Origin of the sequence: Corynebacterium sp. ACRQP (assembly GCF_022345915.1) — a bacterium.
GTDB lineage: Bacteria > Actinomycetota > Actinomycetes > Mycobacteriales > Mycobacteriaceae > Corynebacterium > Corynebacterium lehmanniae.
Window position 1 is genome coordinate 1 of sequence record NZ_JAKRMZ010000011.1, and the last position, 26832, is coordinate 26832.

Here is a 26832-nt window from a genome sequence, read left to right on the forward strand (position 1 = left end):
TCTGCGTCGCAGTCACCGCCGCAGCAGTGGTCACCGGCGTTTCGGTGACCTTCGTCGTCTCCGTGGGCACCACGGTCTTCGTCGCAGCCGTCTCCGTCTGCGTCGCAGTCACCGCCGCAGCAGTGGTCACCGGCGTTTCGGTGACCTTCGTCGTCTCCGTGGGCACCACGGTCTTCGTCGCAGCCGTCTCCGTCTGCGTCGCAGTCACCGCCGCAGCCGTCTTCGTCGGAGTCGTGGTCACCGTGGATGTGATCGTCGGCGTCTCAGTGACGGTCGTAGGTTCGGTACTCACCGTGGTTGTCACCGCGGTGTCAGTAGTAGTCACGGTCGGAGTCACAGTCTCGGTGACCGCCGGGACCGTGACGGTTGTCGGAGCAGCGCTCGTAGTGGTGTTGCCCGAAGTCACCGTTGGGGTCGGCTGTTCTGCGGGCGTACAAGACTCCGTCCGCTCTGCTTCTGCAGCGCGCAACGCCAGGCCGTTGTTCGGATCATTTGGAGCATCATCAGACCACAAGAAACGGGTAACCACGGTACGCTGCCCATCGACAGTGCACTCCCCAATCTTCTCGTACGTGCCATAGCCCTCATTTGCAAAGTTTTCCATGAGGACGGGTCGTGCTTGAACCCCAGATACCTCATGCGCGGTTGTACCGTCGAAGGAAACGACTACAGAAAGGCCGTCGCAGGCTTCGTCGCAAAGCACGCGAAGCTCCTTGCTATTCGCGTTGTAATCCAACGCCATGACGCTGCGCAGCTCAGGGTTTTCGTACTTGCCAACCTCTTCGAACTCCCCGTTAGGCTGCAGGCGAACAAAGTGGACGAAGCCCGTGTACTCCACACCCACCGCGTACACATCAAGGTCCGGCAAGTAGGCGATGGCTTCCAAACCAAAGTTCGGTGGTACTTCACCAGTGATTGAATTGAGGTTCCACTCGCCAGTCACCTTGCCCCGGGAAGGGTCAAACTCGAGGATGGACGGGCGGGAGGGGCCAGAACCGTCACGCTCGGTGGCAATGTAGATCTTGCCGTCCTTACCTACGGTCACGCCTTCCGCGTCCGGATTCCCTGCACCATTTTCATAGGTGAGAGTCCATTCGTTCTTCTTGCTGTAGATCTTCTTGTCCTCGTCGTACTCCAGCTCAAACAGGCGCCCCGGGTTGTTGTTCACAATCCAGGCGTTACCGTTGCCGTCGAAATCTACGCCCGAGAAGTTCTCGCCCGCGAATCCGCCGACCGTATTGATTGAGTTGACCTCATCCGGCCACGGTTCACCCTCCGGCCATACGAGTTCCTCAGCGTTCTTTCCGTCCTTTGTCACTTTCGCAAGAGCGACGAGATCACCCTCGCCATCTGGGGTGCGCCCCCAGGAGAAGCGAGTGTGCGACGTCCAGCTCACTTCGTCGAATGGCTTGTTGTCGTCTGGCCTGTACAGACGCGCACTGTCAGCCTCACCAAGCCCGAACCCCTTCGAACCGTCGGGAGTATCGACTTCGGTGTAGAACGAGTAGTACCCGCCCGGTTGGATCACCGTATTCTTCGGGAACACAATCGGTGTGCGCCCCTGTTTGTCGTCTGCAAGCTTCCAGCCCGAGATGTCCACCGGCGTATCGCCCGCGTTGTACAACTCCACCCAATCAGCAACAAAGTCGCCCTTGGTCTGGATCTCATTGATCCTGATCTTGCCAGTGTTCGAAGGCTTTTGGCTTGTCGACGACGGCACCTCCGACGGGTTCGGCTCCTCGTCCTCCACCCCGCAGGGAGCGGCATTGGCGTCACCCTTGGACTTCGCCGAGGACATCTTGAAGTCGTTGTTGGCTTCCGAGTAGCGGGACCACGACGTCGCCGCCCCCTCGCACACCGGGCTTTCCGTCCAGCCGAACTCATCAACTAGCTCTCCTGCAGCCGTCTTGAGAGTCAGGCTGTCCTTAGCGCTGAGCCCGAACCCATCAGTGCCATCTGGGACTACGCCGCCCTCTTTCCCGTCCGGAGTCAAAACGTAATAACCGCCTGCGGGAATGATCGTATTCGGTGCAAAGGTGATGTAAGTGTTGCCCTTGCCATCGCCACTATCGACGACCACCCAACCGCCGATATTTACCGCCTTGTCGCCGTTATTCACCAACTCGATGAAATCGACGCCGTCCGTCGTGATCTCATTGATAAAGACCTTGTCAAAATCGGACTTGGCGTTAGCGCTTTCACGAGTCGGCCCGTCCGTGATCTGCCATTTTCCAGTCATGTCCGGCACCAAGCCTCGTGAGGTGTGAACACCATCCCTCATGCCGTGAGACGACCACTTCTTTTCGTCGATCTGGTTGCCCTTCTCATCCTTGATGGTGATCTGATCGTCGCCACCAAGGCCGAACCCTTTAGATCCATCTGGAGTGACGCCCGTGCCATCGGTGTAGAAAGCGTAGTACCCGCGCGCCGGAATGACGGTGTTCTTTGGGAATGTGATCGGCTTGCTGCTCTTCCCACTGTCAATGGCGGTCCAGCCCGAAATGTCAATGTCGTTGTCGGTTGGATTGGCCAGCTCCACCCAGTCGCCGATCGGGTCAGAGTTGGTGACCACCTCATTGATGACGATGTCAGTCGACGCTGCTGCCGCTGCCACGGGCACCGACGCAAAACCAGACACGAGCATCACGGTAAATGGCACAGCAAATTGACGCGCACGGGAACTACTTCTCACGGGAGCTTCCTCCTTGGGAAAGTCTCATAACAAACTTGGAAAACGTTTGGAAAAGTAGTATGTTTGCGTGAATTTGCTCGAACGTCCAAGTGAATAAAACTTGAACAATTAAATAAACCCCGGGAAACATCCCGGGGCCACAAAAACTAGCTGGTATCTAAGCGTCGCCGCGCAGCTCACGCATGCGCTGAGCAACCGCGTCGTCGGCGACGTCAGCACCGGTCGGCGCGGCGGAACCAGTCTGCTGCGAGTTGCCCTGCTCAATCGCCTGCTTCTTGCCGGAGGTCAGCTCCCCTGCCATCTCGGCGCGCAGCTGCTCCAGGCGGCCATGGCCCGCCATCTGGATGCCGGCCTGCTCGACCTCAGCCATGCGGCCCTCAATGGAGTTCTGTGCCAACTCGGCGGCACCGAGTGCGTTGGCGTAACGGCGCTCGATCTTGTCGCGCACCTGGTCCAGGTTCGGGCCGGAGGCGGTAATGGAGTTCATGGACTGCATGGTCTCCGAGACCTTCTCCTGCATCTTCGCCTGCTCCAGCTGGGACAGCAGCTTGGAGCGCTCAGCCACCTGCTGCTGCAGGTGAGCCGCGTTGCGCTCGACGGCCTGCTTTGCCTGCGCGGCCTGTTGCAGCGCCTGGTCGTGAAGCTGCTTGGTGTCCTCGACGCCAGCCTCGGCGGTCACCAGCTGTGCAGCGAAGGCCTCTGCGGCGTTTTCGTACTCCTGCGCCTTCTGGGCGTTGCCCTCGCCGCGTGCCTTGTCGGCGAGCTGGAGTGCCTGGCGAGCGTTCGCCTGCAGCTTCTCGACGTCCTCCAGGCGACGGTTGAGCTGCATCTCCAGCTGGCGCTGGTTGCCAATCACGGCAGCGGCCTGCTGGGACAGTGCCTGGTGCTGACGCTGAGCGTCGTTAATGGCCTGCTCGATCTGGACCTTCGGGTCTGCGTTTTCTTCGATCTTGTTGTCGAAGAGCGCCATCAGGTAGTTCCAGAACTTGGTAAAGGGATTCGCCATGGCTAAAGCACCGTGACCTTTCTGTCAGTAGATTGCGTTAAACGCCAACCACTGTAGTCGCGGATTGCCAGCTACGCTTCTGCGGCGGCCGGCGTCGTGCGCTCCAGCTCTTCGGTGAACGAGTGCAGCGACATGTTCGCCACAGCCTCAAGCAAAACCTCGGAGACCGTAGTGCCCAACGCCTCGCACAGGGAAGCCAACAGCTCGGAGGAAACTTCTTTCCGGCCGCGCTCCAGCTCGGAGATGTAGCCGGAAGACACTCGCGCTTCCTTTGCAAGCGCACGCAGCGTCACGCCCTTGTCTGCGCGGAATGCGCGCAGCGACATGCCGAGCGCCTCACGGAACAACGGCTCGCGGGATGCGGCGGGGGCGACCTCGGCCGGCGCAAGCGGCAGGTCAACCGGGGTGTCGTAGAGCAAAGTGGTAGTGGTCATCAATCCCTCCAACGGCTCGCCGTTTAGTTTTGTTCCCGCACGCCCGTCAGCGCACCGACCAGCGCGGCCTCCACCGCCAAACGGCGGACCTCGTTGCGCTGCCCCGACAGCACACGCACCGGCACCGCAGCTCCCGGCATGAGCGCGTACTGGCCTACAGAGGGCTCAAGCAGCTCCGCCGCCTGCGACGAGGCGGTCCACTTCGGCCCGGCCAGCCCGATCCACACCGTGCCGGCGGGCACGCCGTCCTGGGCATAGGGACCCGCGACACCAGTCAGTGCCACCGCCCAGTCGGCCCCGCACACGCGCCGCGCCCCGCGCGCCATCTCGCGCGCGACCGCCGCAGAGACCACGCCCTCGCGCTCGATCAGGTCCGCGGGCACGTCCGCAAGCGACGTCTTCAGCTCCGGCGAGTACGTCACCAGCCCGCCAACCAACACGTCCGAGGCACCGGGCACATCAGCCAACGTCGCCGAAGCGAGACCGGCAGTGAGCGACTCGCAAAAGGCGATGGTCTGGCGGCGGGTGCGGAGCTCGTCGATAAGCAATTGCGCAGTAGTCACTTGTTCACCTTCCCTGCATCAACCAAATACTGCACGCCCGTGACCACAGTGACCGCGACCGCCAACATCATCACCACGAACGTCGGGGTGCCCATCCACGCTGGCAGCGGGCAGAGGTACAGCCCCACAGCGAGGGTTTGCAGCGCAGTCTTGAGCTTGCCGCCCTTCGACGCCGGCACAACCTTCCCGCGGCGCAGCATCACCATGCGCCAGACCGTAATGCCCAGCTCACGCACCACAATGACCACCGTCACCCACACCGGCAGCGTGCTGGCGATATTCAGGGTGACCAGCGCGGTAATCATTAGCGCCTTATCCGCGATCGGGTCGGCGATTTTACCGAAGTCCGTGACCAGCCCGCGGGCGCGCGCGATGTCGCCGTCGAGCTTGTCGGTGATCATGAGCGCGACGAACAACCCGAACGCCCACCACCAGCGCTCAGACAGCACCAGCCAGGCAAAAACGGGAATGAACAGGATCCTCATCGAGGTCAAAATGTTCGGGAGGTTCCAATTCGACTGCTTGTCGGGTTGCATCACAGCCTCCACCATACCCATGCGACGGTGCGCTCTTAGACTGCCCTACATGAAGTATTTCGCAGCCACGTACACCTACGGTGAGCAATCGCTTGTCGACGACACACGTCCCGCCCACCGCGAATTCATCGCCTCCCAGCTGTCGCTGGGCCGCATCGTCGGCTCCGGGCCGCTCGCGGGCGCCGAGCAGGCCCTGATCGTCCTGCAGCTGCCGGACTCGGCCACGGAGGCCGACGCCGCGGCAGTGTTGGACGAAGACCCCTACACCGTCGCCGGCGCCCTGGCCGCCCGCGAGATCCGGGAGTGGAACCCGGTGATGAACATCTTCAGCTAGGGGTTCGCTGGTTAGCCCTTGCGGGTCAGCCCTTGCGTCCGCCGCGGGCGACGTCGAGGTGGTCCGTGTCGCGCGAACCTGTCGCGGTGTGATCGCCCTTGCCGGAGGTAGCCGGGTCGTCGATCCATTCCACGTGGTGGCCGTGCTTGTCCACCTTGCGGCGGTTTCCGTGGTCGTCGTAGTCGACGTGGTAGTTGTTCTCCTCCGGATCCCGGCGGCCCGCCTTGACGTCGGCACGGTCCTTGATCACCGAGGCAATCGCGGTGATCGCGAGCACGCCGACGATGACCAACAGCGAGGCGACAGTACCGACCTCCGGCACGTCGAGCCCCTCGCCGCCGTTGATGAACGACAGGTTGTTCTCGTGCAGCGCGTGCAGCAGCAGCTTCACGCCGATGAAGCCAAGCACCACCGCGAGGCCGTATGGCAGGTACACCAGGCGGTCAAGCAGGCCGTTGAGCAGGAAGTAGAGCTGGCGCAGGCCCAGCAGCGCGAACGCGTTGGCGGTGAACACGAGGAAGGATTCCTGGGTGATGCCGTAGATCGCCGGGATGGAGTCGAAGGCAAACATGACGTCGATAAACCCGATCGACAGCAGGGCGACGAACAGCGGCGTGACAGCCTTCTTGCCGGCCTGAGTCCTCGAAACGAGCCGGTCGGAGTGGTACGACTTGGTCACCGGAATGACCTTGCGCAGCGTCTTGACCACGAACATATCGTTCGGGTCCGGGTCCTCCTGGTCGGTGACTTCGTCGTAGACCAGCTTGATGGCGGTGTAGATGAGGAAAGCGGCGAAGATGTAGAACACGTCCGACCACGCCTCGATGATCACGGCGCCAAGCAGGATGAAAATGAGGCGGAACACCAGCGCCATGACAATGCCGATGAGCAGCACCTTCTGCTGGTACGCGCGAGGGATCTTGAACGAGCCCATGATCAGGGCGAAGACGAACAGGTTATCCACCGACAGCGACAACTCGGTGATGTAGCCGGTGAAGAACTGCACGGCGTGCTCGGAGTCCCACAGCCACCAGACCAGCCCGCCGAACAGACACGCCATGGACATGTAGAACAGCGCCCAGCCGCCCGACTCCTTCATCGTCGGCTCGTGCGGGGTGCGCACGTGCGAGACGAAGTCGAAGATGAAAAATCCCAGGATCACCGCCGAGGTGATCAGCCAAATGTAAAGGGGCACATGCATAAGTAAGCCTCCGGTCAGCGTTGCGTAAAAGACCGGAGGTCTCCCCCACCACTGTGGGCGGTCCGGACCGGGGCTATCGCCTGACGACGGCACCGTGCTGACGATCCTGGACACTTCCGGGGTACTCCCCTCCAAGCGCGTTTCACACTACACCACGCGGCGGCGTGCCGCGTCCGCCGCCGCGCACCGCCCTGTACCGCTCCGGGCCCGCCCCACCTTCCGCGTAGATGCTTACCCCAGGATGCTTACTGCCCGAGGATGCTTACTTCTAAACGCTTACTTCTCGAGATATCGAGGGCCTCGGCGGGTGCACCACTCGATGGATAAGCATCCTGGGGTAAGCATCTAGCCCCGGTAAGCATCCTGGGGTAAGCATCTACGGCGGGGTTCTGCGTCCGCCAGCTAGAACGCTCCTCCGGTCGGGTTGTACGTCGCGGTGACGGTCCGGGTGTCGGCGTCGCCGTCCGCACCAGAGCCACCCGCATCGGAGCCACCCGCGCCGGAATCTGAACCGTTGGCGTCGCCGGCCCCGTCGTCAAGCTGCACGTCCTTGGGCGCCTCGGCCGGGTCTGCGCCCTTGATCATCCAGATGATGGTATCCAACTCCTCGGGCTTGACCAGCACGTCGCGGGCCTTGGAGCCTTCGGACGGGCCGACCACGCCACGGGATTCCATGAGGTCCATCAGGCGGCCGGCCTTGGCGAAGCCGATGCGCAGTTTGCGCTGCAGCATTGAGGTGGAGCCGAGCTGGGAGGTGACCACGAGTTCGACGGCTTCGAGCAGGTCGTCCATGTCCTTGCCGATGTCGTCGTCGATGACCTTGGCCTCGGCCTGCTTGTCCTCGGTGACACCCTCGACGTAGTCGGGCTCGTCCTGCTGCGCCTTCGCTGCCTCGACTACGGCTTGGATCTCCTCATCCGAGACGAATGCGCCCTGGAGGCGCTGCGGCTTGCCGGCACCCTGCGGGATGAACAGGCCGTCGCCCATGCCGATGAGCTTTTCGGCGCCGCCCTGGTCCAAAATCACGCGGGAGTCGGTCAGCGAGGACGTCGCAAAGGCGAGGCGCGACGGCACGTTCGTCTTGATCAGGCCGGTGACCACGTCCACGGACGGTCGCTGGGTCGCCAGCACCAGGTGGATGCCCGCCGCACGCGCCTTCTGGGTGATGCGCACGATGGATTCCTCGATCTCCTTCGGCGCGGTCATCATCAGGTCGGCCAGCTCGTCCACAACGCACACGATGAACGGGTACGGCCGCATTTCGCGCTCGGATCCTGGAGGGGCGGTCAGTTCTCCGGATCGGACCTTGCGGTTGAAGTCCTTGATGTGGCGCACGCGCGCGGACTTCATGTCCATGTAGCGCTGCTCCATCTCCTCCACCAGCCACTGCAGGGCGGCGGAGGCCTTCTTCGGCTGGGTGATGATCGGCGTGATCAGGTGCGGGATGCCCTCGTACGGGGTCAGCTCCACCATCTTCGGGTCCACCAGGATCAGGCGGACTTCCTCCGGCGTCGCTCGCGTGAGCAGCGAGATCAGCATGGAGTTCACAAACGCGGACTTACCGGAGCCGGTGGAACCGGCGACCAAAAGGTGCGGCATCTTCTGTATCGAGGAGGCGATGAAGTCGCCCTCGATGTCCTTGCCCAGTCCGATGAGCATCGGGTCGTCCTGCGCGGAAACCTTCGGCGAGTCCAGCACGTCGCGCAGCCGCACCATTTCGCGGTCTGCGTTGGGCACCTCGATGCCCACGGCGGATTTGCCGGGGATCGGGGTGAGCAGGCGCACGTTGTCGGTGGCCACGGCGTAGGCGAGGTTGGACTGCAGGTTGGTGATCTTGGAGACCTTCACACCAGGACCAAGCTCCACCTCGTAGCGGGTCACTGTCGGCCCGCGGGAGAAGCCGGTGACCTGGGCGTTGACCTTGAACTCCTCGAAGACGTCGGTGATCGCCTCGATCATTCGGTCGTTGGCCTCGGTGCGCGTCTTCGGCGCGTTGCCCGCGAGCAGCAGGTCCGTGCTGGGCAGGTTGTAGTCTCCCTGCGGGATCTTGCGCACCTGCTTCGGGGCGGCCTGTTCGGTCTCGGACTTCGGGGTGGTCGCGGGGATCTTGGAGGCGTCGATGCCGCTTCGCGCCGCGATCGCCTTGGCCATCTGCTCGCGCGAGCTTGCTACGGCGTCGGGGGCAGTTGCTTCTCGACGTTCACCTTCCGGATCCTCTCGCTGCAACACCTTCGTCTCGTTGTCGCGCTGAGGCGGCTTCGACGATGCAGATTTCGGTGCCGCGGGCTTGGGCGCCGGTGCAGGCGCCGGCTCCGGTGCCGGTGCGGCCGCCGGGCGCTGGACCACGGCGGTCTCGGCCGAGTCGGCAGGCTCGACTTCGGGCTGATCAAAGCCATCTTCGACCTCGTCGGCGAAGTCGAACAGGTCCAGCTCGTCGTCGCCGTCGGCCGGGTAGCTTTCCATCGGAGTCGGGCGGCGCAGCGAGGGCCGCCGCGTCGGGCGGGCCGGTCGGGCCGGGCGTTCGGTGTCGGCTGTGCGGCCGCGTGAACGTCGAGAAGCTGCGCGAGTGGTGCGGCGCTCGCGGCCTTCTGCGATGTCGTCCAGGTCGTCGGTGACGTGGCTGTACGGGTCCAGGTCTTCGTCGTCGGGCGTGTCCGTGTTGGACAGCATGCGGGTGACCAGGTCCTTGATGTAGTCATAAGCCTCGCGCACGGTGATGCCGGTGGCTTTGAGCGCACCGTAGAGAATCACCAGACCAAGCAGCGGGATCGCCACAAACGAGGAAAAACCAGCTGCGAGGACACCGCCGGTGAAGGCGCCGATCGCGCCGCCGGCGAGTTTGCGCTCCTCCCACGCCGCCGGGTTGCCCGCGAAGACGTGGATCAAACCGAGCATGCCAATAGAGATGATGGAAAATCCCAGCGTCACTCGTGCGCGCACTGCGTCGGAGGTGCGCACATTGAGCATCAGTGCAATGGCTATGCCGACGAGGATGACCGGCAGGATCAGCGCGCCGGCGCCGATGAGCCAGTGGGTGCCGGTGGAGATGACCTCACCCACCGGTCCGGCCACATCGAACCAGACCGACCCGCCGATGACGGCGGCCAGGCCAATGAGAACTAAACCCCACGCGTCGGCGTGGGTTTCAAACGTGCTGTGGCCACCGGCGTGGCCATCGTGCCGCGGTTCGCGGCGCCGGCGTTCGCCTGTAACGGAGCTTTCAGTGCGCTCCTCTGGCATCTCGAGATCGTCCTCCCATTCATCCTCCCAATCGTCACGGCTGCGACGGGGCCTAGGGCCGGCGGCATCGTCGTAGTCGGACTGGTCCTTGTCGCGACGGAAAAACGACCCGACGCCGCGGGCGGCGGCGCCGAGCGAATGGCCGACAACTTTATACGCGGAACCCACGCGTTCGTCGGCGGTTTCAGCAGCCACGTTCGACGATGTCGGCGGGTGCGTCATGGACACCGGACCGCCGTGGCGGGTGCCGCCGGCAGGACGGCGCGTAGAAGACCGCGACGAGCGCGGCGCGGTGTTTTTGACAGACATGGCTGTAACTCTAACGCCTTAAGTCACATTTACACCTTACGCCACACCCGAGACGGTCAGTCAAGGGTCACATCTTGATCTCGAAACCCTCGAATGCGTCAACGGAGCCAGTCAGCTCTACCTGCGCCACGTCGCGGCCGGAAACCCACAGCAGCAGCTCGCCAGGATCGCCCGAGACGCGCAACACGTTGTCGCCGCGTTCGGCCACCCCAGCCTTGTCGCCGATGGTTGCGGGTGGCGTGGTCGGCGGGGTCAGAATCACAGGCACGGGAGCGCCACGCAGCGTCAACTTGCCAAAGCGCTTCGCCAGCGAAAACAGCTCCTCGTTGATTACCTGGGAAAATTCGCGCGGCTCCACCACTCCCCCGCCCCGGCGCACGTCCTCGTGGTGGATGAAGTGCTCGGAGGTGTTCATCGCAGCATTGAAAGGCTTGAGCCACACCGGCGGGCCGGCAGCCCACTCTCGCACGACGTCCTCGTACGGGCGGGCCTTGTGCTTCGCCGTCTCCTTCTCCGTGACGCCCGAGAGCGCCTCGACGAAGATGCCGGGGGCGGCGGCCGGCTTGGACTCGCGGATGAGCAGGTGCACTGCGAGGTCCCGGGTGGTCCAGCCCTCGTTCAGCGTCGGCGCATCGGGGCCGACCCGAAGGAACAACTGGGCGAGGCGTTCACGTTCTTTCTGCGCAAAAGACATGCGCCCAGCCTAGCTGGAAAGGTTCACCCCGGAGCCGCTGGAAAGCTGCAGTTCCAAGTTGTTGAAGCCCTTGATCAGCGGGGCGAACTGCTCAACCTTCGGGTCGAAGGTAATCACTTCGCCGCCGACGCCCCATCCGAGCTTGGTCGCCTGCTTGCCGTCTTTGAAGCACTCATTGCGCCCGCCCTTGGCGTTCATGTGGCACATGACAGAGTCGCCCTCGAAGGCGCCCAGCACGCGCACGCCCTGCACCTTGATGTTGCGGAAGTTCGGGTCACCGAAGCGGATCACGTCGTAGAGCTTCCAGGCGGATGCGTAGCCGGGGTCGTACGGCACCTCCGTGCCGGGTGGCAGCGGGTGGCCACCCGTCCAGTCGACGTCATCCTGTGCGTGAGCGTTTGGTGCGAGGGTTACCGCGGCGGCAAGCAAAGCCGCGGCGGTTTTCGTTGCGGTCTTCATGGGCCACATTGTGCACACCCGTAACAGAGATGCCTAGGCCTTGTTGCGTGGTTGTTATGAAACCGTACGGTTTCCGCCTAGATCTGGGAGGACCCTGCGAAGAGGTTCGACAGGCCCAGCCGCGCCTGGATCCCCAAGAAAAAGCGGATTGCCGGCGCGAAGAAGTTGACCAACGGATCGACAGTCACGACCTTGCCGAACGGCATGTAGCTCAGCTCGGTCGCCTCCTTGCCGTCGACGTAGCAGCCCCACATGCCGCCCTTTGCATTTTCCAGGCACAGGATCGAATCCTGGTTGAACTGCCCGATCACGCGAACGCCTCGCACATCCTGGTTGCGGAAGTTGGGGTCGCCCAACTTCACCACGTCGTAGCTGCGCCACTGGGTGGCGTAGCCGGGATCGAACGGGACCTGCGTTCCCGGCGGAAGCGGGTGCCCGCCGGTCCAGCTGGTCTCGTCGGCGGAAGCTACTGGCGCAAGAAGCGAGACGGCAATAACGACGGCTGCTGCGGTGCGGTGGAAGTGTCTCATACCCCTTCTATCGCAACGCCCCACAAACGCGTTAGCCCCCTCGGCTGCCGCGGGGCGGGCCGAAGGGGCGTCGATAAGCAAATGCTTAGCGGGACTCGCGGGTGGAGGCGATCTCGTCCTCGGTGGCGACGTGGTTGTCCGAAGACATCGGCACCACGGTCGGCAGAATCACCGGCTGACGCTTGTAGTTCTGCTCGATCGCGCGGGAGACCTTGCGGCGGATCTGCTGCACCATGCGGAACGCATCGTTCTCGCCTTCGGCGGCCAGATCGCCCATGACGGCCTCGACGCCTTCAACGACCTTCTTGTTGAAGTCGCGGTCGTCGTCGCTGTAGCCCGTGGTGGACACCTGCGGCGCCTCCAGCAGGCGGCCGGTGCGGTCGTCGATCACACAGGTGATGGACACAACGCCGCCGGACGCCAGCGAGGTGCGGTCCGCCAACACGTCCGGGTCCACGTCGCCCATGGTGGTGCCGTCGACGTAGAGCTGGCCCACCTGGTACTGGCCGGCGACCTTGATATTGCCCTTGTGCATGTCGACAACCACGCCGTTTTGCGCAAGCGCGGTGTTGCTCGGCTTCACGCCGGTGGAAATAGCAAGCTCCTTGTTGGCGCGCATGTGGCGCCACTCGCCGTGCACCGGCATCGCGTTGCGCGGGCGCGCCGCGTTGTAGAGCGCGAGCAGCTCGCCGGCGTAGCCGTGGCCGGATGCGTGGACGTGCGCCTCGGAGTTGGTGATCACGTTCGCGCCGATCTGCGCGAGGTTGTTGATCACCGCGAACACCGCCTCCTCGTTGCCCGGGATGAGCGAGGAGGACAGGATGATCGTGTCGCCGTCGTGGATGGTGATCTGGCGGTGCTCACGGCGCGACATGCGCGACAGTGCAGCCATCGGCTCGCCCTGGGTGCCGGTGGTGATCAGCACCGTCTTGTGCGGCGCCATCTTCGCGGCCTCCTCGATCGGGATGATCGTGCCCTTCGGCGCCTTGAGCAGGTTCATCTTCTCCGCGATCTCCATGTTGCGCAGCATGGAGCGGCCGTTGAACGCCACCTTGCGGTTGTTGGCCACAGCGGCGTTGATGGCCATCTGGACGCGGGAGACGTTCGACGCGAACGACGCGATGACCACGCGCTGGCGCGCGTTGGACACTAGGCGGGTCAGCGTCTCCTCAATGCCGGCCTCCGAGGCGGAGATGCCCGGGATGGTGGCGTTGGTGGAATCGCACATGAATAGGTCGATGCCCTCGTCGCCGAGGCGGGCGAGCGCCGGGATGTCCGTCGGCTTGCCGTCGTACGGCGTCTGGTCCACCTTCACGTCGCCGGTCATCACAACGTGGCCGGCGCCGGTCTTGATGGAGACACCCAGGCACTCCGGGATGGAGTGGTTGACGTGCCAGAAGCGCAGGCGGAACGGGCCGACGGTGACCTCGGAATCCTTGTTCACGTCGTTGAGCTTCGGACGCTGGCGGTGCTCCTGCGTCTTCGCCTTGATCAGTGCGTTGGTGAACTTGGACGAGTAGATCGGGATATCGCTGCGCAGCTTGAGCAGCCACGGAATCGCGCCAATGTGGTCCTCGTGGCCGTGCGTGACCACGAGCGCGTCGATCTTGTCCAGCTTGTTTTCAATCGGGCCGAAGTCCGGCAGCACCAGGTCCACGCCCGGCTCGTCGGAGTTCGGGAACAGCACGCCGCAGTCCACGATGAGCAGGCGGCCGTTGTACTCGAAGACCGTCATGTTGCGGCCGATTTCAGAAATGCCGCCGAGCGCGTAAATGCGCAGCGTGTCCTTGGCCGGCTTCGGCGGTGCGGGCAGGCGCTTGGTCAGATCAGCGCCCTGCATGGACTTCATGGGGTTGCGGCGGCCGCCTCCCTGGCCCCCACCGTTGCCGCCGTTGCCGCCGTTGCCGCCGCGGCCACGGCGACGGCGGTTACGGCTGCTGCCGCCACGGTTATTGCCACCGTTTCCGCCGTTGCCGTTGTTGCCGCCGTTGCGGCCACCGTTGTCGTCGCGGTTGTTGTTGCCGCCGTTGCCGTTGTTGCCACCGTCGCGCTCAGCGGGCGCGTCGTTGCCGCCGCTGTTCGCAGGAGTGTCGCTCGGCGCCTGGAAAACCGGCTGCTGTTCGGTTGCTTCCGGCGGCCCGGCCTTGCGCGTCACCTTGCGTGCGCGGTTGCGGGGTTCATTCATATTTATAGGACTCCAGCCTGTGTCATTTCTTCGCGGAGCCGCTCGACCTGCTCGTCCGTCGCCGCAGCGACCGGCAGGCGCGGGTCTCCTACTTCGATGCCCTGCAGTCGCAGAGCTGCCTTTGCAAATGTCACGCCGCCCAGCGCGCCCTGTTGGCGCGCGAGCACGTTGAGTGTGTTGGCGTTGATTTCCCGTGCGCGGGCGAGATCGCCGTTCTCGTATGCAGTCACTAGTTCACGCAGTGCCTTCGGTGCGGCATGCCCAACCACGGAGATCATTCCGGTCGCACCGACGGCGAGCCACGGCAGGTTCAGCGGGTCGTCGCCCGAGTACCAGGCCAGCCCGGTCTCCTGGATCAAGGTGGACGCTTCGAGCATGTCGCCCTTCGCGTCTTTCATTGCCTTGATCGTGTCCACTTCCGCAAGCCTGCGGATGGTGTCGGAATCGATCGGGATGCCGGAGCGGCCGGGGATGTCGTACAGGCAGACCGGGAGATCGGTCGCTTCCGCGACTGCGCGGAAGTGCGCCTCCACCCCTGCCTGGGACGGCTTGGAGTAGTACGGCGTGACAACCAACAGGCCGTCAGCGCCGGCCTTAGCGGCCGCTTTCGCCATTGCCACCGCGTGGCGGGTGTCGTTGGACCCCGCGCCTGCGATGATGCGGGCTTTGTCCCCTACCTCTTCGCGCACTGCCTTTAAGAACGCGACCTTTTCTTCATCGGTGGTTGTCGGGGATTCGCCCGTCGTGCCTGCGAGCACTAGTGCGTCGATTCCTTGTTCTACCAAGTGGGCAGCGAGATCGCGGCCTGCCGCAAGGTCGAGTTCGCCATCGGAATCAAACGGCGTGACCATTGCTACGCAGACGGAGCCGAAGATGTCGGCTCCCAGATCAGCTTTGAGAGATGTGCCCATGGCCCAGTAGGATACCTGCCCCTTACGAGCAATTGCTTATCGACGTTCCCCTTCGGCCAAATCGCCGAAAAGCAGCGGCGCCTCGCGCTGCATGACATCGAGGACCGCACCGGCAAGCTGACGGATTTCTTCGTGCTCGAACCTGCCGTTATGCGCTGCGATGAATTCGCGCCACGCCCGGTAGGTTCCGGTGGCGACAAGTTCAGTGGCGGCCGCTGCGGGCACGAGGGCGTCGGCGGCTTCGCGCGCCCGCTTGCGGCGCACAAGCGCATTCGGCTCGTCAGCCATCGCATCCTCCAGGGCGCGCAACAGCTCGCCCCGGACGAACTCCGCCTCTTCCACGGCAGCGTCAAAAAGGCGCGTGAGTTCCTCATCGGCGGCGATGGCCACCGGCACTACTGCCCCGTCGGCCCCGCGCTCGCTCACGGCTAGCCCGTGGCCCCGGATCGCGGCGGCCGCGTCGCGCGAGACACCCCGCACATGCAGGGTGGCGCTGGCGTGTTCCAGCATGCCCGCGCGCGAATCGGCGAGATCGTCGGCGTTGCGGCGCAGGAGGGAGGCCGACGGGACGTCGCTAAGCATGGCGAATGCCACCGCCCCCTCGCCTTGGGTGACGCCTTCTGCAACCGGGATCCGCATCGCGGTTGCTGCGACAAGTTCTACCTGCATTTACAGACCGAGGTAAGCGTCGAGTCCGATGGTCAGGCCCGGGCGGTTCGCCACCTCGCGCACGCCGGTGAGCACGCCCGGGACGAAGGACTCGCGGCCGTAGGAATCCTGGCGGATGGTCAGGGACTGCTCGGTGGTGCCGAAGATGACCTCCTCGTGCGCGACCATGCCCTGCATGCGCACCGCGTGGACCGGCACACCGTCGACGTTGGCGCCGCGGGAGCCGTCGAGCGCCTGCTCGGTGGCATCCGGCATGTCGGCCAGGCCGGCTTCCTTGCGCGCATCCGCGATCCCCTGCGCGGTCTTGACCGCCGTGCCGGAAGGCGCGTCCAGCTTGTTCGGGTGGTGGAACTCCACCACTTCCGCGGACTCAAAGAACGGCGCGGCCTGGCGGGCGAACGCCATGGTGAGCACGGCGGAGATGGCGAAGTTCGGGGCGATGAGCACGCCCACCCCCTCGTTCGCCGCGCACCAGTCGCGCACCTTCTGGTAGCGCTCGTCGTCGAAGCCGGTGGTGCCCACTACGCAGTGGATGCCGTTATTGATGCAGAACTCCAGGTTGTCCATCACCGCGTTCGGGGTGGTGAAGTCGACGATGACGTCCACGCCTTCGTCCACCAGCACCTGCAGCGAGTCGCCGCTGTTTACCTCTGCGGCGAGCTGCAGGTCATCCGCCTTTTCCACACCGGCAACAACGGCGGAGCCGACCCTGCCGGCCGCTCCGAGCACTCCAACTTTGATCATGGGTGTCCTTTCTATTTGTCTCCGCCGGCCATGGTAGCCCCGCTAGGGTGGGGCTTATGACTCTCCACAGCCGCAGCTTCCGACCCCGCCGCAGCCGAGCCGTCTTCGCAGCGCTCGCAGTGACCGCTTTGACCGTTGCGGGCTGCGGCGCTGAGACCGGAGAAGCCGGGACGTCGTCTGAGCCAACCTCAGAGTCGGCCACGGCGACGAGCGCCGCCGAAAGTGCTGCAACGCCGGTGTCCACTTCCACGTCCGCGTCCGCGGAGCAACCAGAGGAGGCCGACACCAGGGACGTCTCCGCGGCAGCGGCCCCGGCGGGCGGCCCGTCCGCCTCCCCGTTCACCATGGAAGACACCCACCTACAGAACCCGGGTCACCCCGAGCTGCAGATCGAGGACATCCGGGCGGGCTCCCACGAAGACGTCGACCGCGTCGTGGTGGAGCTTTCCGGCGCCGGCACGCCGAACGTGCTGGCCGGCTACACCGCAGACCCGCGCCAGCAGGCCTCTGGAATGCCGCTTGTGCCAGCCGGCAACGCGTACTTCGAGCTGATCATCCAAGGTGTGCCGTGGTCGATGGGCCTGAGCGACGCCGACTTGGCCAAGGCTGACCCCGCCGGCGTGGCGGCCGGGGGCATCCAGGAGATCGCCGACGGCGGAATCTTCGAGGCGGATGCCCAGTACATCGTCGGCCTTGATGCCCAGCGCCCGTACAACCTGTACCTGTTGGAGAACCCGACCCGCGTGGTCGTGGACTTTCAGAAGTAGGAGGCAACAATGAGTCTGATTTCCTGGCTCGGACTCGGGTTCGTGGCACTGCTCGCCATCGGCGGCATCGTTGCCTTGGGCAATACTTCAAAGGAGATCTACGAAAGCGACATGGAGGAAGACTCCAAGCGCCGGTGGGGTTTCCTCATGGGGTTTTCACCCCTAGCCGGGCTGTACGCCTACAAGAGGCGGAATGAACTGTTCGGTCACGGCGAGCGGCCAGTGGATGAGCCTGGCCGGGGTGGCGATCCGGAAGAATTCCGTAGCTAAAGATTCCCAGCCTTTTATGCGATGCCGCGCCCAAAAAGCGTCTAGAGTGAACGGGAGCACACTGACGCCTAAAAGTGGCGCCGGAGAATCTGTGTGAAAGGTTTTGTGATGTTTGACCCCTATCGCCGCCCCACGGTGGCGGTTGTCGGCGCCGGAATCTCTGGTTGCACCGCCGCGGCGGAGTGCGCGTTTTCCGGCTTCGACACCACGCTGTTCGACCGCCAGGAGTACATCGGCGGCCACCTGACCGCCCCGGACGCACCCACCGTGTCCAGGCGGCAACACTTCCGCACCCCGTACTTGAAGCTCACAACGACGGACGGCACCCCGCGCTCGCTCATCGCGCACCTCGAGGCCGCCGTCGATGCGAGCGGCGCGACCTTCAGAGGTGGTGCCGAGGTCACGGGCGCCGAATGGAACGCCGAGGAAGGACAGTGGGAGGTCAGCTACACCCGCGGCGGCGAGACGCGCACTGAGCTTTTCGACGTGCTGATCCGCGCGACCGGCGAGCCCTCCCCGTGGATCGGTGTCCCGGGCCGGGCAAACATCAGCGCGGACGAGCTGTACCTCCACAACGGCGTGGACGTCGTCGGCCTGCCCAACGCGTTGTTCGTGGACTACCACACCCCGGACCCGAAGTTCGACCAGAAGTCCTGGGCCATCTTTGAGGCGCGCGGCGACTACGCGCGCAGGTACGTGCGCCAGCTGGAGATCCGCGGCCCCGGCGCCCTGACCGTCAAGCCGGACAAGTGGCGCGTGCAACCCGGCACCGTCCGCGGGCTGAAGGCAGCCCTTGTCGAATTCGATCCGGACGTCCACGCATTTACCCGCGCCGAGAACTACCAGGCCGCATCCCGCCGCGCCCGAAGCGAAGCTGCAAGCTAGGCAGCGGCGAACGATAGCTTTTTAGGAGACACGATGACCACCTTGAAACCCTCCGCCAGCACGACCCCAGCCGAGTTCGACTCCCACGGTGCCGCAGTAGACGCCAGCGGCCTGCCCGAGCTCGGCCCGGATTCTATTTTGTGGCAGCGCTTCGGCGACTGGCGCTCCCTGTTCGTGGCCCTGAGCGCCGGCGTGCTGCAGATCGCGCAGCGCGACATCAGCCGTTCGCTTGTGCAGCAGTCCAACGTTTTCGACAACGAGGTCGCCCGCCTGGTCCGCTCCGCGTTCCCGATTATCCGCACGGTGTACGAGGGCCCGGAGGTCGGCGCGATGATCCGCGACTTCCATAAGGACATCAAGGGCACCCACCCGGACGGCTCGCGCTACCACTCGCTGAACCCGGAGGTCTACTACTGGGCGCACGCGACCTTTACCGCCATGCCCTATCTCCTGGCCGGCAACTTCATGCCCGACATGACGCACGCCGAGCGCGAGCAGCTCTTCCAGGAGTCGCGCACCTGGTACAGCTACTACGGCGTGGCCGAGCCGGAGAACGCCCCGAAGTCCTACGACGAATACGTCGACTACATGGATGCCATGTACGACAAGCTGGGCCCGAGCGAGACCATCGACCGCTCCCGCATCATGAACGGCCTGACGCTGGATCCGCCGGACCCGTCGGTGCCCCGCTGGGCGTGGAAGCCGATCGCGCCGTACGCGTCAAAGCTTCTGCTGTGGGTCTCCATCGGTTTGCTGCCGGAGAAGGTCCGCAACTCCCTCGGCCTTGAGTGGACCAAGTCCGACCAGCGCAAGCTCAACGTCTTCTCCCGTGCCACGCGCGCCGTGTTCTCGGTGCTGCCGCGCAAGGCGCGCATGGTGGCGATCGCCTCCCGCGCCTTCGAGCGCGCCGAGGCGGAGACCAGATAAAAGGCGCGAAGCACGGGGCCGTCGGTGCGTGCCGACGGCCCCGTGCTTTTTCTTTTCTCTGTCTACTTCGGAACCTTCAGCTGCACCGCGGGCGCATGCAGGTGCAGCCCGTCGAGGCTGACCATCTGCATGGACACGTTGCCGAGGGCGATTCGGTCCATCACAAAATTCGGCACGGGAACGTTTGGTACCGGGCGGGCATCCGGCACACCCAACTGAGCGAGTACGTCGCCGAGGGAGCCGCGGAGGTCTACTGTCACCGGGACCGTGGGCACTCCTGCTACGACAGGGGTTGCGGTCAGCCCGGTGGCAACGACGGTCACGGGCCCGTCGGAAACCTGTGTCTCAACTTGGCCGGTGGTGAGGATTCCGCGGGCTGCGAAACCTGGCACTTCCAGCGAGAGGTTGCGCGCGGTGAGCTTGTCCCCTGTCAGGATCAGCGTCCGCGTCGGCACGTCGCCGATTGTGACCATGCCCATCGTGGCTCGCACGTTGCCGGTGATCGCCACATTGTCTGCGGTCACGGTGCTGAGGTTCTGCGGCGCGATCGTTCGCGTCGGCTCGAGTTCCGGGTACGTCAGTAGATCCCGCGACTCCTCGGGTTGGGGTGCTTGCGCCGAGGGCAACTGCGGCGCCGGCGGCACCTGAATATCCAGCGGATTGGGCAAGCTTGGCAGCTGAGGCAATTCAGGCGCGGGAGGCAACGGCGGCAGCGCCGGGATTTGCGGCTGCTGCGGCGCCGACTCTTGGGCGTTGACCGCGGGCTCTTCTCCCAGATTCACCGCAAGCAATCCCGCAGCCGAAAGCACGACAGCGACGGATTTGGCGTTGCGCAACAAAGACAGGTCGATCTTGGTGGATCCTCCGCGGCGGGGAACTTCACCTTCGTCCGCTGCCGGCGGCGCCTGCTCCCGCTTTCCACTTCGGGTGTGCTTGCCACCAGGTTTCGCATCCCGGTCCTCCCAGGCGAGACCGAGGGCTCCGCCAACAATGCCAAGCAGAGAGCCGACGAGGAACCCGCCTATATTCGACGTTGGCAGCGCGACAATGGCCACCAAAATGCTCATCACACCCAGATAGGGCGCAGCAAACGGCTGCAGCCACATACCGATACCGAACATGATCAGCGCGGCACCGATGAGCAACGTGGATACGCCCGAGATGGTTGCAATCATCACCAGCAAGTCGGACACGCGGATAGTGAAGTAGGCCGGTGCGAGCATCACTACGCCGGAGAGAATTACCAGCAGGCCCGGAAGAAACGGCCGCTGTTTCCGCCATGCTTTGAACCGTTCTCGTGCGGGAGTTTGCTCGGCACGGTGCCCACCGTCGCGGCGCTTCGCTCCCCGCCCCTTCTTCTCCTCGTCGGCAGCGCTTTGCTGCGCGTCTTCGGAGTCGCCGTCGTCGAAGAAGAAGTCGTCGTCCTCCGGTTCGGTGTTAGCTCGTGCAGCCATCGGCCATTCCCCGCGCTACGTCGACCACCACGCCGGAGGCGATGAGCTTCTTCGCACCGACGGAGGTGGCGCGAATGTCATCCGCACTCAGCGTGACCTTATTTGCGTGCAGACCCCATGTTCCCTGCGGCGCCATGGAGTTGAACTGATTCGCATCGGCGCCTACCGAGGCATCCGTGAGGTCGAGTGCGCCCTTGATGTCGGTCGCACCGACGACGAGGTCGCGGACCTCGACGCTGTTGTCGCCGAGCGCCTTTAGCGTGAACGTGCTCTCGCCCACCACCGGAACGTCGGGAAGCGCCGCGGAAAGACAGAGGTTAGAGGCGTACGCGTGCTCAAATTTGAGTCGCGCTACGGGGAGCGACTCATTGGCCATCTGTTCCCCGTCGGTAAAAATGCTCAGCCCTTCCCCATCAAGGTGGGTCATACTGATTTTGAAAAACGTTCCCGACAATGCGAGGTTCGCAGTCAGTCCGCCCTGCGCAACAGCAACGCCGGTGGCGCCAAAGCCGATGAGCCCAGCGAGAAGAGCTGCACCAGCTTTCGCCTTGTTGATCCTTCCCATGGCGTTTCCTTCCGTCCGTGGCCGGACGCCAAACCGCCGGTCTGCCGACGGCTGCCATCACGGTAAGCGTTTATGATCTGGAACACCGTAGCACATCGCATGTAAGGGGTTTAACACATCCGCGCCACCCATTTTCGACCGTTACCCGTGACCCACTTCGCAGTGACTATTTGCGTGTATTACACTTCACAAACACACGCGAACTTGTCCCTAGCAGCCCACAGAGAAAAGGAAGATCGCTGATGTCTCACGCACTTGCACCTGATGGAGCAGACGCCCGCACGAACGAATCCGCAGAGGACACCCGCTTCGCGCAGCCGGACAATCTGGAAAAGCCGGAGCGCGCAAAGCGCGAACTGAAGCGAGCGCCGCTCGGCCCGGATTCCTTGCTGTGGAAGTGGGGCTCGGACCAGCGTCTGCAGCTCCTGCGCGGCTACACCGGCGTGTTGCAGAACATGCACCCGGCAATCGGCCAGTCGCTGCTGGATCACTCCAAGTTCTTCGAAGAGCCCTTTGCGCGCCTTGAGCGCTCCACCCCGCAGATCATTTACTCCATCTACGATGACGGCACCCGCGCCAAGATGATCCGCGATTACCACCACACCATCAAGGGCAAGCTCCGCAACGGCGAGCGTTACCACTCGCTGAACCCGGACGTGTACTGGTGGGCGCACGCCACCTTCGTCTGGCGCGTCATTTGGGCGCAGGAACTTTTCGGCACCCCCTTCACCCGCGCGGAGAAGGAGCAGATCATCCAGGAGGGCGTGACGTGGTGGGACATGTACGGCATGTCCGAGCGCCCGGTGATCGACACCCTCGACGGCTACATCAAGTACTTCGAGGAGATGGAGGAAAAGGTCCTCGAGCGCAACGAAACGGTCGACTTCGCCTTGCGCACCGCCCGCGTGGAGCCGGTCAAGGCTCCGGACGGCGTGCCTGAGGCGGTGTGGAAGGTCATTTGGAAGCCGCTCATGAACAGCGTCATCTGGCTGACCTACGGCACGCTGAGCGATAAGCAGCGCGAGATCCTGGACCTGCCATGGACCAAGAAGGACCAGCGCCGGTTCGACCGCATCGCCAAGGCGGTGAAGAAGCTGTTCACCATCCTGCCGGAAGACAAGCGCTACATGGAGCCGGGTCGCTCCATGATGATCAAGGCGGGGATGATCGAAGGCAAGTACAAGGAACCGAAGCTTGCCGACGCGTACCACGGCAACGGCGGCAACGACGCGGACACCGCGCCCAAGGACGCACCGAAGGACGGCGACGCAGACGGTCGCCGCGCCGCCGGTTGCCCCTTCTAACCGTTCTCATCCGCCCCAGGACCGCAGGCCCTGTCCCTCCACTTCGCAGGCGCCTCCGGTGCTGGGGTGTTCTTCTCGTTCAACCATTGTTACGGAGACCTCATGGCTATCACCCGCTTGAAAGAACAACCGCTCCCCGCGGACTTCCTCGACCGGCTGCAGAAATTCACCACCAACGCGACGACCGGCTCCCTGTACACAGGCGAGCGTAAATCGGTCACCTCCCCGTTCTTCGACGGTGAGCTTGGCTGGGTCGGTGTCGGCACCGCCGCCGACGTGGACGAGGCGTTCAAGCTCGCCCGCCGCGCGCAGCCGTTGTGGGCCGCGAAGCCAGTGAAATACCGCGCCGCTTTGCTGGAACGCTTCCACGACCTGGTCAAGGAAAACCGTGAGCTGCTCGCGGACATCGTCCAGCTTGAAACCGGCAAGGACCGCACCGCGGCTTACGACGAAGTGCTGGACGTGATGAACAACGCCCGCTACTACGCCAACATCGCCGCCGACGAACTAGAGATGAAGGCGCGACCGGGCGCATTTCCCCTCATCACAAAAACCGTCGAGCAGCGGGTGCCGAAGGGTATCGTCGGGCAGATCAGCCCGTGGAATTACCCGCTCGCGCTCGGCATCTCAGATGCGCTCGCGGCGCTCGTCGCGGGCAATGCCGTGATTGCCAAGCCGGACCTGAACACCCCGTTTTCCAACATCATCTCGCTGAACCTCCTACTCAACGCCGGCCTTCCGCACGACGTGTTCCAGATCGTCACAGGCACCGGCCGCGAGGTGGGCCAGGCAATCGCCCAGCAGTGCGACTACCTCATGTTCACCGGCTCCACCGCCACCGGCAAGCTTTTGGGCAAGGTTGTCGGCGAACGCCTCGTGGGCTACTCCGCGGAGCTCGGCGGCAAGAACCCGATGATCATCGCGCCAGATGCGGACATCGAAGCCCACATCGACACCATCGCCACCGCCTGCTTCTCCAACTCCGGCCAGTTGTGCGTCTCCATCGAGCGCATCTACGTGCCCGACGAGGTCTTCGACCGCTTCATCGGCGCGTTCCGCGAGGCCACCAAACGCATCAAACTGGGTTCGGGCTTGAACTGGAACTACCAGATGGGCTCGCTGATCAACCAGAACCAGTTGGAGACCGTGCAACGGTTCGTCGATGACGCCGTGGCCAAGGGCGCGACCGTCGTCACCGGCGGCACACCCCGACCGGACCTTGGGCCGTTCTTCTTCGAACCGACGGTGCTAACAGACGTGCCCGAAGGCGCCGACCTGCTCACCCAGGAGGTCTTCGGCCCGGTCGTCTACGTCCAGCGGGTGGCGGACACCGACGAGGCGATCCGCCTAGCCAACAACACCAGCTACGGCCTCAACGCCTCCGTGTTCGGCGCTCCCGACACAGCCTGGGAGATCGCCGAGCAGGTGCAGGCCGGCGGCGTGACCATCAACGACGGCTACGCGGCCACCTGGGCATCCGTGTCCACCCCGCTCGGCGGCGTGAAGGAGTCGGGCGTGGCCCGCCGCCACGGCCCCGAGGGCCTGACCAAGTACACCGAGGTCAAGAACATCTCCCAGCAGCGGATTATGTCCATGCGTGGCCCGAAGCAGATGCCGCGCAAGTACTACGGCGAGCTCATGACCACTGCGCTGGATCTGGGCAAGAAGTTGCGGTTCTTGCCGTGACGTGAAACGTCGAGAAGCAAGAAAGCGGGCGCCCTCACCACGAGAGCGCTCGCTTTTCGACGATTACCTGTCGGTTTACTCGCCGTCCTCGACCGGAACCAACGAGATCTTGCCGCGGTTGTCGATGTCGCGGATCTCCACCTCGACCTTGTCGCCGACGTTGATGACGTCCTCGACGTTTTCCACGCGGGTGTTGCCGCCCAGGTTGGAGATGTGAATCAGGCCGTCGGTGCCCGGCATGATGGACACGAACGCACCGAACGCCACGGTCTTGACCACGGTGCCCAGGTAGCGCTCGCCCACCTTCGGCATCTGCGGATTGGCAATCGCGTTGATCTTCTCAATCGCGGCGTCCGCTGCCTCGCCGGAAGCGGCGGAGACGAACACCGTGCCGTCGTCCTCGATGGAGATCTCCGCGCCGGTGTCCTCGGTGATCTGGTTGATGGTCTTGCCCTTCGGGCCGATGACCTCGCCGATCTTGGCCACGGGAACCTTGACGGTGGTGATCTTCGGGGCGAGCCCGCTCATCTCGTCCGGGCCCTCGATGACCTCGGCCATGGTGTCCAGGATGGCGTCGCGCGCGTCGTGCGCCTGGTTCAACGCGTCAGCCAGCACCTTCGACGGGATGCCGTCGAGCTTGGTGTCCAGCTGCAGCGCAGTGATGAACTCGCGGGTGCCGGCGACCTTGAAGTCCATGTCGCCAAAAGCGTCCTCTGCGCCCAGAATGTCGGTCAGCGCGACGTACTCGGTCTCGCCGTTGACCTCGCCGGAGACCAGGCCCATGGCGATGCCAGCCACCGGGGCGGCCAGCGGCACGCCCGCGTTGTACAGCGACAGCGTGGAGGCGCACACCGAACCCATGGAAGTCGAGCCGTTGGAACCCAGCGCCTCGGAAACCTGGCGGATGGTGTACGGGAAGTCCTCGCGCGACGGGATCACCGGCAAAAGCGCACGCTCGGCGAGCGCGCCGTGGCCGATCTCGCGGCGCTTCGGGGAACCGACGCGGCCGGTCTCACCGGTGGAGTACGGCGGGAAGTTGTAGTGGTGGATGTAGCGCTTGGAATCCTCCGGGTGCAGCGAATCCAGGTGCTGCTCCATCTTCAGCATGTCCAGGGTGGTCACGCCGAGAATCTGGGTCTCGCCGCGCTCGAACAGTGCGGAGCCGTGGGCGCGCGGGATGAGCTGGACCTCGACCTCAAGGTCGCGGATGTCGGTCACGCCGCGGCCGTCGATGCGGAAACCCTCGGTGAGGATCTTCTCGCGCACGATCTGCTTCATCAGCGCGTTGTAGGCCGCGCGGATCTCCTTCGACGCCGCCGCGTGCTCCTCACGATCATCGTCGTCGATGTCGAAGTCATCGAGAAGGCTGTCCTCGATGTCTTCCATGTACTCGTTGGTGGCCTCGTCGCGCTCGGCCTTGCCCTTGATGGTCAAAAGCTTGGCCAGCTTCTTAGACGCCTTCTTCTCCACGGCGTTGAAGACCTTGTCGGAGTACGCCGGGAAGAGCTGGAACTCCTTGGTCTCCTTGGCCATCTCCTCGGCCAGGCCGCGCTGGGCGCGGCACAGCGTCTCAATGAACGGCTTGGCGGCCTCGATGCCCTCGGCGACGGTGGACTCGGTCGGTGCCGGGTAGCCGGCCTCAATCTGCTTGACCACGTTCACGCCGGCGCCAGCCTCCACCATCATGATGGCGACGTCTTCCTCGGTCTTACGGCCGCGCTTGCGCTCGACCATGCGGCCGGCGACAACCATCTCGAACAGGCAGCGCTCGTGCTGCTCGTGGTTCGGGAAGGCCACCCACTGGCCCTCCGGGTGCTTGTCGTCCGCCAGCAGCGCCATGCGCACGCCGCCGACCGGACCGGAAACCGGCAGACCCGACAGCTGGGTCGCAGCGGACGCGCCGTTGATTGCCACGACGTCGTAGTACTCCTCCGGGTGCTGCGAAAGCACGGTGATGACCACCTGCACCTCATTGCGCAGGCCCTTGACAAAGGTCGGGCGCAGCGGGCGGTCGATCAGGCGGCACGCCAGGATCGCCTGGGTGGAGGGACGGCCCTCGCGGCGGAAGAAGGAGCCCGGGATCTTGCCGGCCGCGTACATGCGCTCTTCCACGTCCACGGTCAGCGGGAAGAAGTCGAAGCCCTCGCGCGGCTGGTTGGATGCGGTCGTGGTGGCCAGCATCATCGTCTCGTCGTCGAGGTAGGTGGTGACGGATCCGTCCGCCTGGCGGGCCAGCTGGCCGGTTTCAAAGCGGATGGTGCGCGAACCGAAGTCGCCGTTGTCCAGGGTCGCTACTGCCTCGGTGATGCCAAATTCCTCGTCCACGTGGACATCGAAAGCATTCTTTGGCTTGAAGTTGCTCAAAAGGATCCCTCTCCTTGAAGGTTTGTGGCGATCATCGGTGCCGCCTTGTCGTGTTTCTCATGCAACGGCCAATGATGATAACAAAAAACGCCCCACCGTGCTG

General features: G+C 64.1%; 24 protein-coding genes. 7 read left to right on the forward strand and 17 right to left on the reverse strand.

What is annotated here, in order from left to right; translation table 11 throughout:
• From MHY23_RS05640 to pgsA, 5 genes are all read right to left on the reverse strand, one after another.
• The coding region (locus tag MHY23_RS05640) for a lamin tail domain-containing protein (protein WP_239306756.1) at positions 1 to 2638 on the reverse strand (2638 nt) is incomplete at its 3' end.
• Between the two features lie 211 nt (positions 2639 to 2849).
• Positions 2850 to 3698 carry a PspA/IM30 family protein gene (locus MHY23_RS05645; RefSeq protein WP_239306757.1) on the reverse strand — a complete coding sequence of 283 codons (849 nt, stop codon included), beginning with the start codon at positions 3696 to 3698 and terminating at the stop codon, positions 2850 to 2852.
• Between the two features lie 71 nt (positions 3699 to 3769).
• A complete protein-coding gene (locus MHY23_RS05650) occupies positions 3770 to 4132 on the reverse strand; it encodes a helix-turn-helix domain-containing protein (protein ID WP_239306758.1) in 363 nt (120 codons plus the stop codon).
• Positions 4133 to 4155: 23 nt separating this feature from the next.
• Entirely contained in the window at positions 4156 to 4695 is a 540-nt protein-coding gene (locus MHY23_RS05655; RefSeq protein ID WP_239306759.1) for a CinA family protein, read from the reverse strand.
• Positions 4692 to 5231, reverse strand: coding sequence for a CDP-diacylglycerol--glycerol-3-phosphate 3-phosphatidyltransferase (gene pgsA, locus MHY23_RS05660; RefSeq protein WP_239306813.1), 540 nt, complete (start codon positions 5229 to 5231; stop codon positions 4692 to 4694). Before pgsA ends, MHY23_RS05655 begins: the two co-directional genes overlap by 4 nt.
• 49 nt (positions 5232 to 5280) lie before the next feature.
• Here pgsA and MHY23_RS05665 point away from each other — a divergent pair, with 49 nt between their 5' ends.
• Positions 5281 to 5565 (forward strand): YciI family protein, encoded by a 285-nt coding sequence (locus tag MHY23_RS05665; protein ID WP_239306760.1) that lies wholly within the window; start codon positions 5281 to 5283, stop codon positions 5563 to 5565.
• Between the two features lie 25 nt (positions 5566 to 5590).
• Here MHY23_RS05665 and MHY23_RS05670 read toward each other — a convergent pair whose 3' ends face one another.
• The 9 genes from MHY23_RS05670 to dapB all read right to left on the reverse strand — a co-directional run bounded on the left by MHY23_RS05670 (position 5591) and on the right by dapB (position 16507).
• Positions 5591 to 6766: a TerC family protein gene (locus tag MHY23_RS05670; RefSeq protein ID WP_239306761.1), complete on the reverse strand. Its 1176-nt coding sequence runs from the start codon at positions 6764 to 6766 to the stop codon at positions 5591 to 5593.
• A 402-nt stretch (positions 6767 to 7168) separates the two neighbouring features.
• Positions 7169 to 10315 (reverse strand): DNA translocase FtsK, encoded by a 3147-nt coding sequence (locus MHY23_RS05675; RefSeq protein ID WP_239306762.1) that lies wholly within the window; start codon positions 10313 to 10315, stop codon positions 7169 to 7171.
• A 67-nt stretch (positions 10316 to 10382) separates the two neighbouring features.
• Complete coding sequence (locus MHY23_RS05680; RefSeq protein WP_239306763.1) at positions 10383 to 11009, reverse strand: TIGR03085 family metal-binding protein; 627 nt, start codon at positions 11007 to 11009, stop codon at positions 10383 to 10385.
• A gap of 9 nt (positions 11010 to 11018) precedes the next feature.
• Positions 11019 to 11468 carry a hypothetical protein gene (locus tag MHY23_RS05685; RefSeq protein WP_239306764.1) on the reverse strand — a complete coding sequence of 150 codons (450 nt, stop codon included), beginning with the start codon at positions 11466 to 11468 and terminating at the stop codon, positions 11019 to 11021.
• A gap of 77 nt (positions 11469 to 11545) precedes the next feature.
• Positions 11546 to 11998, reverse strand: coding sequence for a hypothetical protein (locus MHY23_RS05690; RefSeq protein ID WP_181888608.1), 453 nt, complete (start codon positions 11996 to 11998; stop codon positions 11546 to 11548).
• Positions 11999 to 12083: 85 nt separating this feature from the next.
• Entirely contained in the window at positions 12084 to 14183 is a 2100-nt protein-coding gene (locus MHY23_RS05695) for a ribonuclease J (RefSeq protein ID WP_304504232.1), read from the reverse strand.
• 2 nt (positions 14184 to 14185) lie between these two features.
• Positions 14186 to 15094: a 4-hydroxy-tetrahydrodipicolinate synthase gene (dapA, locus tag MHY23_RS05700; protein ID WP_239306765.1), complete on the reverse strand. Its 909-nt coding sequence runs from the start codon at positions 15092 to 15094 to the stop codon at positions 14186 to 14188.
• A gap of 36 nt (positions 15095 to 15130) precedes the next feature.
• Positions 15131 to 15763 carry an FAD-dependent thymidylate synthase gene (locus MHY23_RS05705; protein WP_239306766.1) on the reverse strand — a complete coding sequence of 211 codons (633 nt, stop codon included), beginning with the start codon at positions 15761 to 15763 and terminating at the stop codon, positions 15131 to 15133.
• On the reverse strand, positions 15764 to 16507 hold the full coding sequence (gene dapB, locus MHY23_RS05710; RefSeq protein ID WP_239306767.1) for a 4-hydroxy-tetrahydrodipicolinate reductase: 744 nt from the start codon (positions 16505 to 16507) through the stop codon (positions 15764 to 15766).
• A 56-nt stretch (positions 16508 to 16563) separates the two neighbouring features.
• On the opposite strand from dapB, the gene MHY23_RS05715 reads away from it, so the two are divergent.
• From MHY23_RS05715 to MHY23_RS05730, 4 genes are all read left to right on the forward strand, one after another.
• Complete coding sequence (locus MHY23_RS05715) at positions 16564 to 17274, forward strand: hypothetical protein (protein WP_239306768.1); 711 nt, start codon at positions 16564 to 16566, stop codon at positions 17272 to 17274.
• Positions 17275 to 17283: 9 nt separating this feature from the next.
• Entirely contained in the window at positions 17284 to 17544 is a 261-nt protein-coding gene (locus MHY23_RS05720) for a hypothetical protein (RefSeq protein WP_239306769.1), read from the forward strand.
• Positions 17545 to 17652: 108 nt separating this feature from the next.
• Positions 17653 to 18429 carry an NAD(P)-binding protein gene (locus MHY23_RS05725; protein ID WP_239306770.1) on the forward strand — a complete coding sequence of 259 codons (777 nt, stop codon included), beginning with the start codon at positions 17653 to 17655 and terminating at the stop codon, positions 18427 to 18429.
• Positions 18430 to 18462: 33 nt separating this feature from the next.
• A complete protein-coding gene (locus MHY23_RS05730; protein WP_239306771.1) occupies positions 18463 to 19356 on the forward strand; it encodes an oxygenase MpaB family protein in 894 nt (297 codons plus the stop codon).
• Between the two features lie 62 nt (positions 19357 to 19418).
• Here the strand turns inward: MHY23_RS05730 and MHY23_RS05735 are convergent, their stop codons facing one another.
• Positions 19419 to 20810, reverse strand: a complete 1392-nt coding sequence (locus MHY23_RS05735) for a DUF6114 domain-containing protein (protein ID WP_239306772.1) — start codon at positions 20808 to 20810, stop codon at positions 19419 to 19421.
• Entirely contained in the window at positions 20794 to 21375 is a 582-nt protein-coding gene (locus MHY23_RS05740; RefSeq protein WP_181888617.1) for a DUF6230 family protein, read from the reverse strand. Before MHY23_RS05740 ends, MHY23_RS05735 begins: the two co-directional genes overlap by 17 nt.
• Before the next feature lie 242 nt (positions 21376 to 21617).
• Between MHY23_RS05740 and MHY23_RS05745 the strand changes: the two genes are divergently transcribed.
• Together MHY23_RS05745 and MHY23_RS05750 are read left to right on the forward strand one after the other, a co-directional pair.
• Positions 21618 to 22679, forward strand: coding sequence for an oxygenase MpaB family protein (locus MHY23_RS05745; protein WP_239306773.1), 1062 nt, complete (start codon positions 21618 to 21620; stop codon positions 22677 to 22679).
• Positions 22680 to 22781: 102 nt separating this feature from the next.
• Positions 22782 to 24365 (forward strand): succinic semialdehyde dehydrogenase, encoded by a 1584-nt coding sequence (locus MHY23_RS05750; RefSeq protein ID WP_239306774.1) that lies wholly within the window; start codon positions 22782 to 22784, stop codon positions 24363 to 24365.
• A 75-nt stretch (positions 24366 to 24440) separates the two neighbouring features.
• Here MHY23_RS05750 and MHY23_RS05755 read toward each other — a convergent pair whose 3' ends face one another.
• Positions 24441 to 26729 carry a polyribonucleotide nucleotidyltransferase gene (locus MHY23_RS05755; RefSeq protein ID WP_239306775.1) on the reverse strand — a complete coding sequence of 763 codons (2289 nt, stop codon included), beginning with the start codon at positions 26727 to 26729 and terminating at the stop codon, positions 24441 to 24443.
• Between the last annotated feature and the right edge of the window lie 103 nt (positions 26730 to 26832).

Excerpts from the sequence above, each read along its gene's own strand:
- MHY23_RS05645 (WP_239306757.1), bottom strand. The coding sequence starts at position 3,698 with ATGGCGAATCCCTTTACCAAGTTCTGGAACTACCTGATGGCGCTCTTC.
- MHY23_RS05650 (WP_239306758.1), bottom strand. The coding sequence starts at position 4,132 with ATGACCACTACCACTTTGCTCTACGACACCCCGGTTGACCTGCCGCTT.
- pgsA (WP_239306813.1), bottom strand. The coding sequence starts at position 5,231 with ATGCAACCCGACAAGCAGTCGAATTGGAACCTCCCGAACATTTTGACC.
- MHY23_RS05665 (WP_239306760.1), top strand. The coding sequence starts at position 5,281 with ATGAAGTATTTCGCAGCCACGTACACCTACGGTGAGCAATCGCTTGTC.
- MHY23_RS05670 (WP_239306761.1), bottom strand. The coding sequence starts at position 6,766 with ATGCATGTGCCCCTTTACATTTGGCTGATCACCTCGGCGGTGATCCTG.
- MHY23_RS05675 (WP_239306762.1), bottom strand. The coding sequence starts at position 10,315 with ATGTCTGTCAAAAACACCGCGCCGCGCTCGTCGCGGTCTTCTACGCGC.
- MHY23_RS05680 (WP_239306763.1), bottom strand. The coding sequence starts at position 11,009 with ATGTCTTTTGCGCAGAAAGAACGTGAACGCCTCGCCCAGTTGTTCCTT.
- MHY23_RS05685 (WP_239306764.1), bottom strand. The coding sequence starts at position 11,468 with ATGAAGACCGCAACGAAAACCGCCGCGGCTTTGCTTGCCGCCGCGGTA.
- MHY23_RS05690 (WP_181888608.1), bottom strand. The coding sequence starts at position 11,998 with ATGAGACACTTCCACCGCACCGCAGCAGCCGTCGTTATTGCCGTCTCG.
- MHY23_RS05695 (WP_304504232.1), bottom strand. The coding sequence starts at position 14,183 with ATGAATGAACCCCGCAACCGCGCACGCAAGGTGACGCGCAAGGCCGGG.
- dapA (WP_239306765.1), bottom strand. The coding sequence starts at position 15,094 with ATGGGCACATCTCTCAAAGCTGATCTGGGAGCCGACATCTTCGGCTCC.
- MHY23_RS05705 (WP_239306766.1), bottom strand. The coding sequence starts at position 15,763 with ATGCAGGTAGAACTTGTCGCAGCAACCGCGATGCGGATCCCGGTTGCA.
- dapB (WP_239306767.1), bottom strand. The coding sequence starts at position 16,507 with ATGATCAAAGTTGGAGTGCTCGGAGCGGCCGGCAGGGTCGGCTCCGCC.
- MHY23_RS05715 (WP_239306768.1), top strand. The coding sequence starts at position 16,564 with ATGACTCTCCACAGCCGCAGCTTCCGACCCCGCCGCAGCCGAGCCGTC.
- MHY23_RS05720 (WP_239306769.1), top strand. The coding sequence starts at position 17,284 with ATGAGTCTGATTTCCTGGCTCGGACTCGGGTTCGTGGCACTGCTCGCC.
- MHY23_RS05725 (WP_239306770.1), top strand. The coding sequence starts at position 17,653 with ATGTTTGACCCCTATCGCCGCCCCACGGTGGCGGTTGTCGGCGCCGGA.
- MHY23_RS05730 (WP_239306771.1), top strand. The coding sequence starts at position 18,463 with ATGACCACCTTGAAACCCTCCGCCAGCACGACCCCAGCCGAGTTCGAC.
- MHY23_RS05735 (WP_239306772.1), bottom strand. The coding sequence starts at position 20,810 with ATGGCTGCACGAGCTAACACCGAACCGGAGGACGACGACTTCTTCTTC.
- MHY23_RS05740 (WP_181888617.1), bottom strand. The coding sequence starts at position 21,375 with ATGGGAAGGATCAACAAGGCGAAAGCTGGTGCAGCTCTTCTCGCTGGG.
- MHY23_RS05745 (WP_239306773.1), top strand. The coding sequence starts at position 21,618 with ATGTCTCACGCACTTGCACCTGATGGAGCAGACGCCCGCACGAACGAA.
- MHY23_RS05750 (WP_239306774.1), top strand. The coding sequence starts at position 22,782 with ATGGCTATCACCCGCTTGAAAGAACAACCGCTCCCCGCGGACTTCCTC.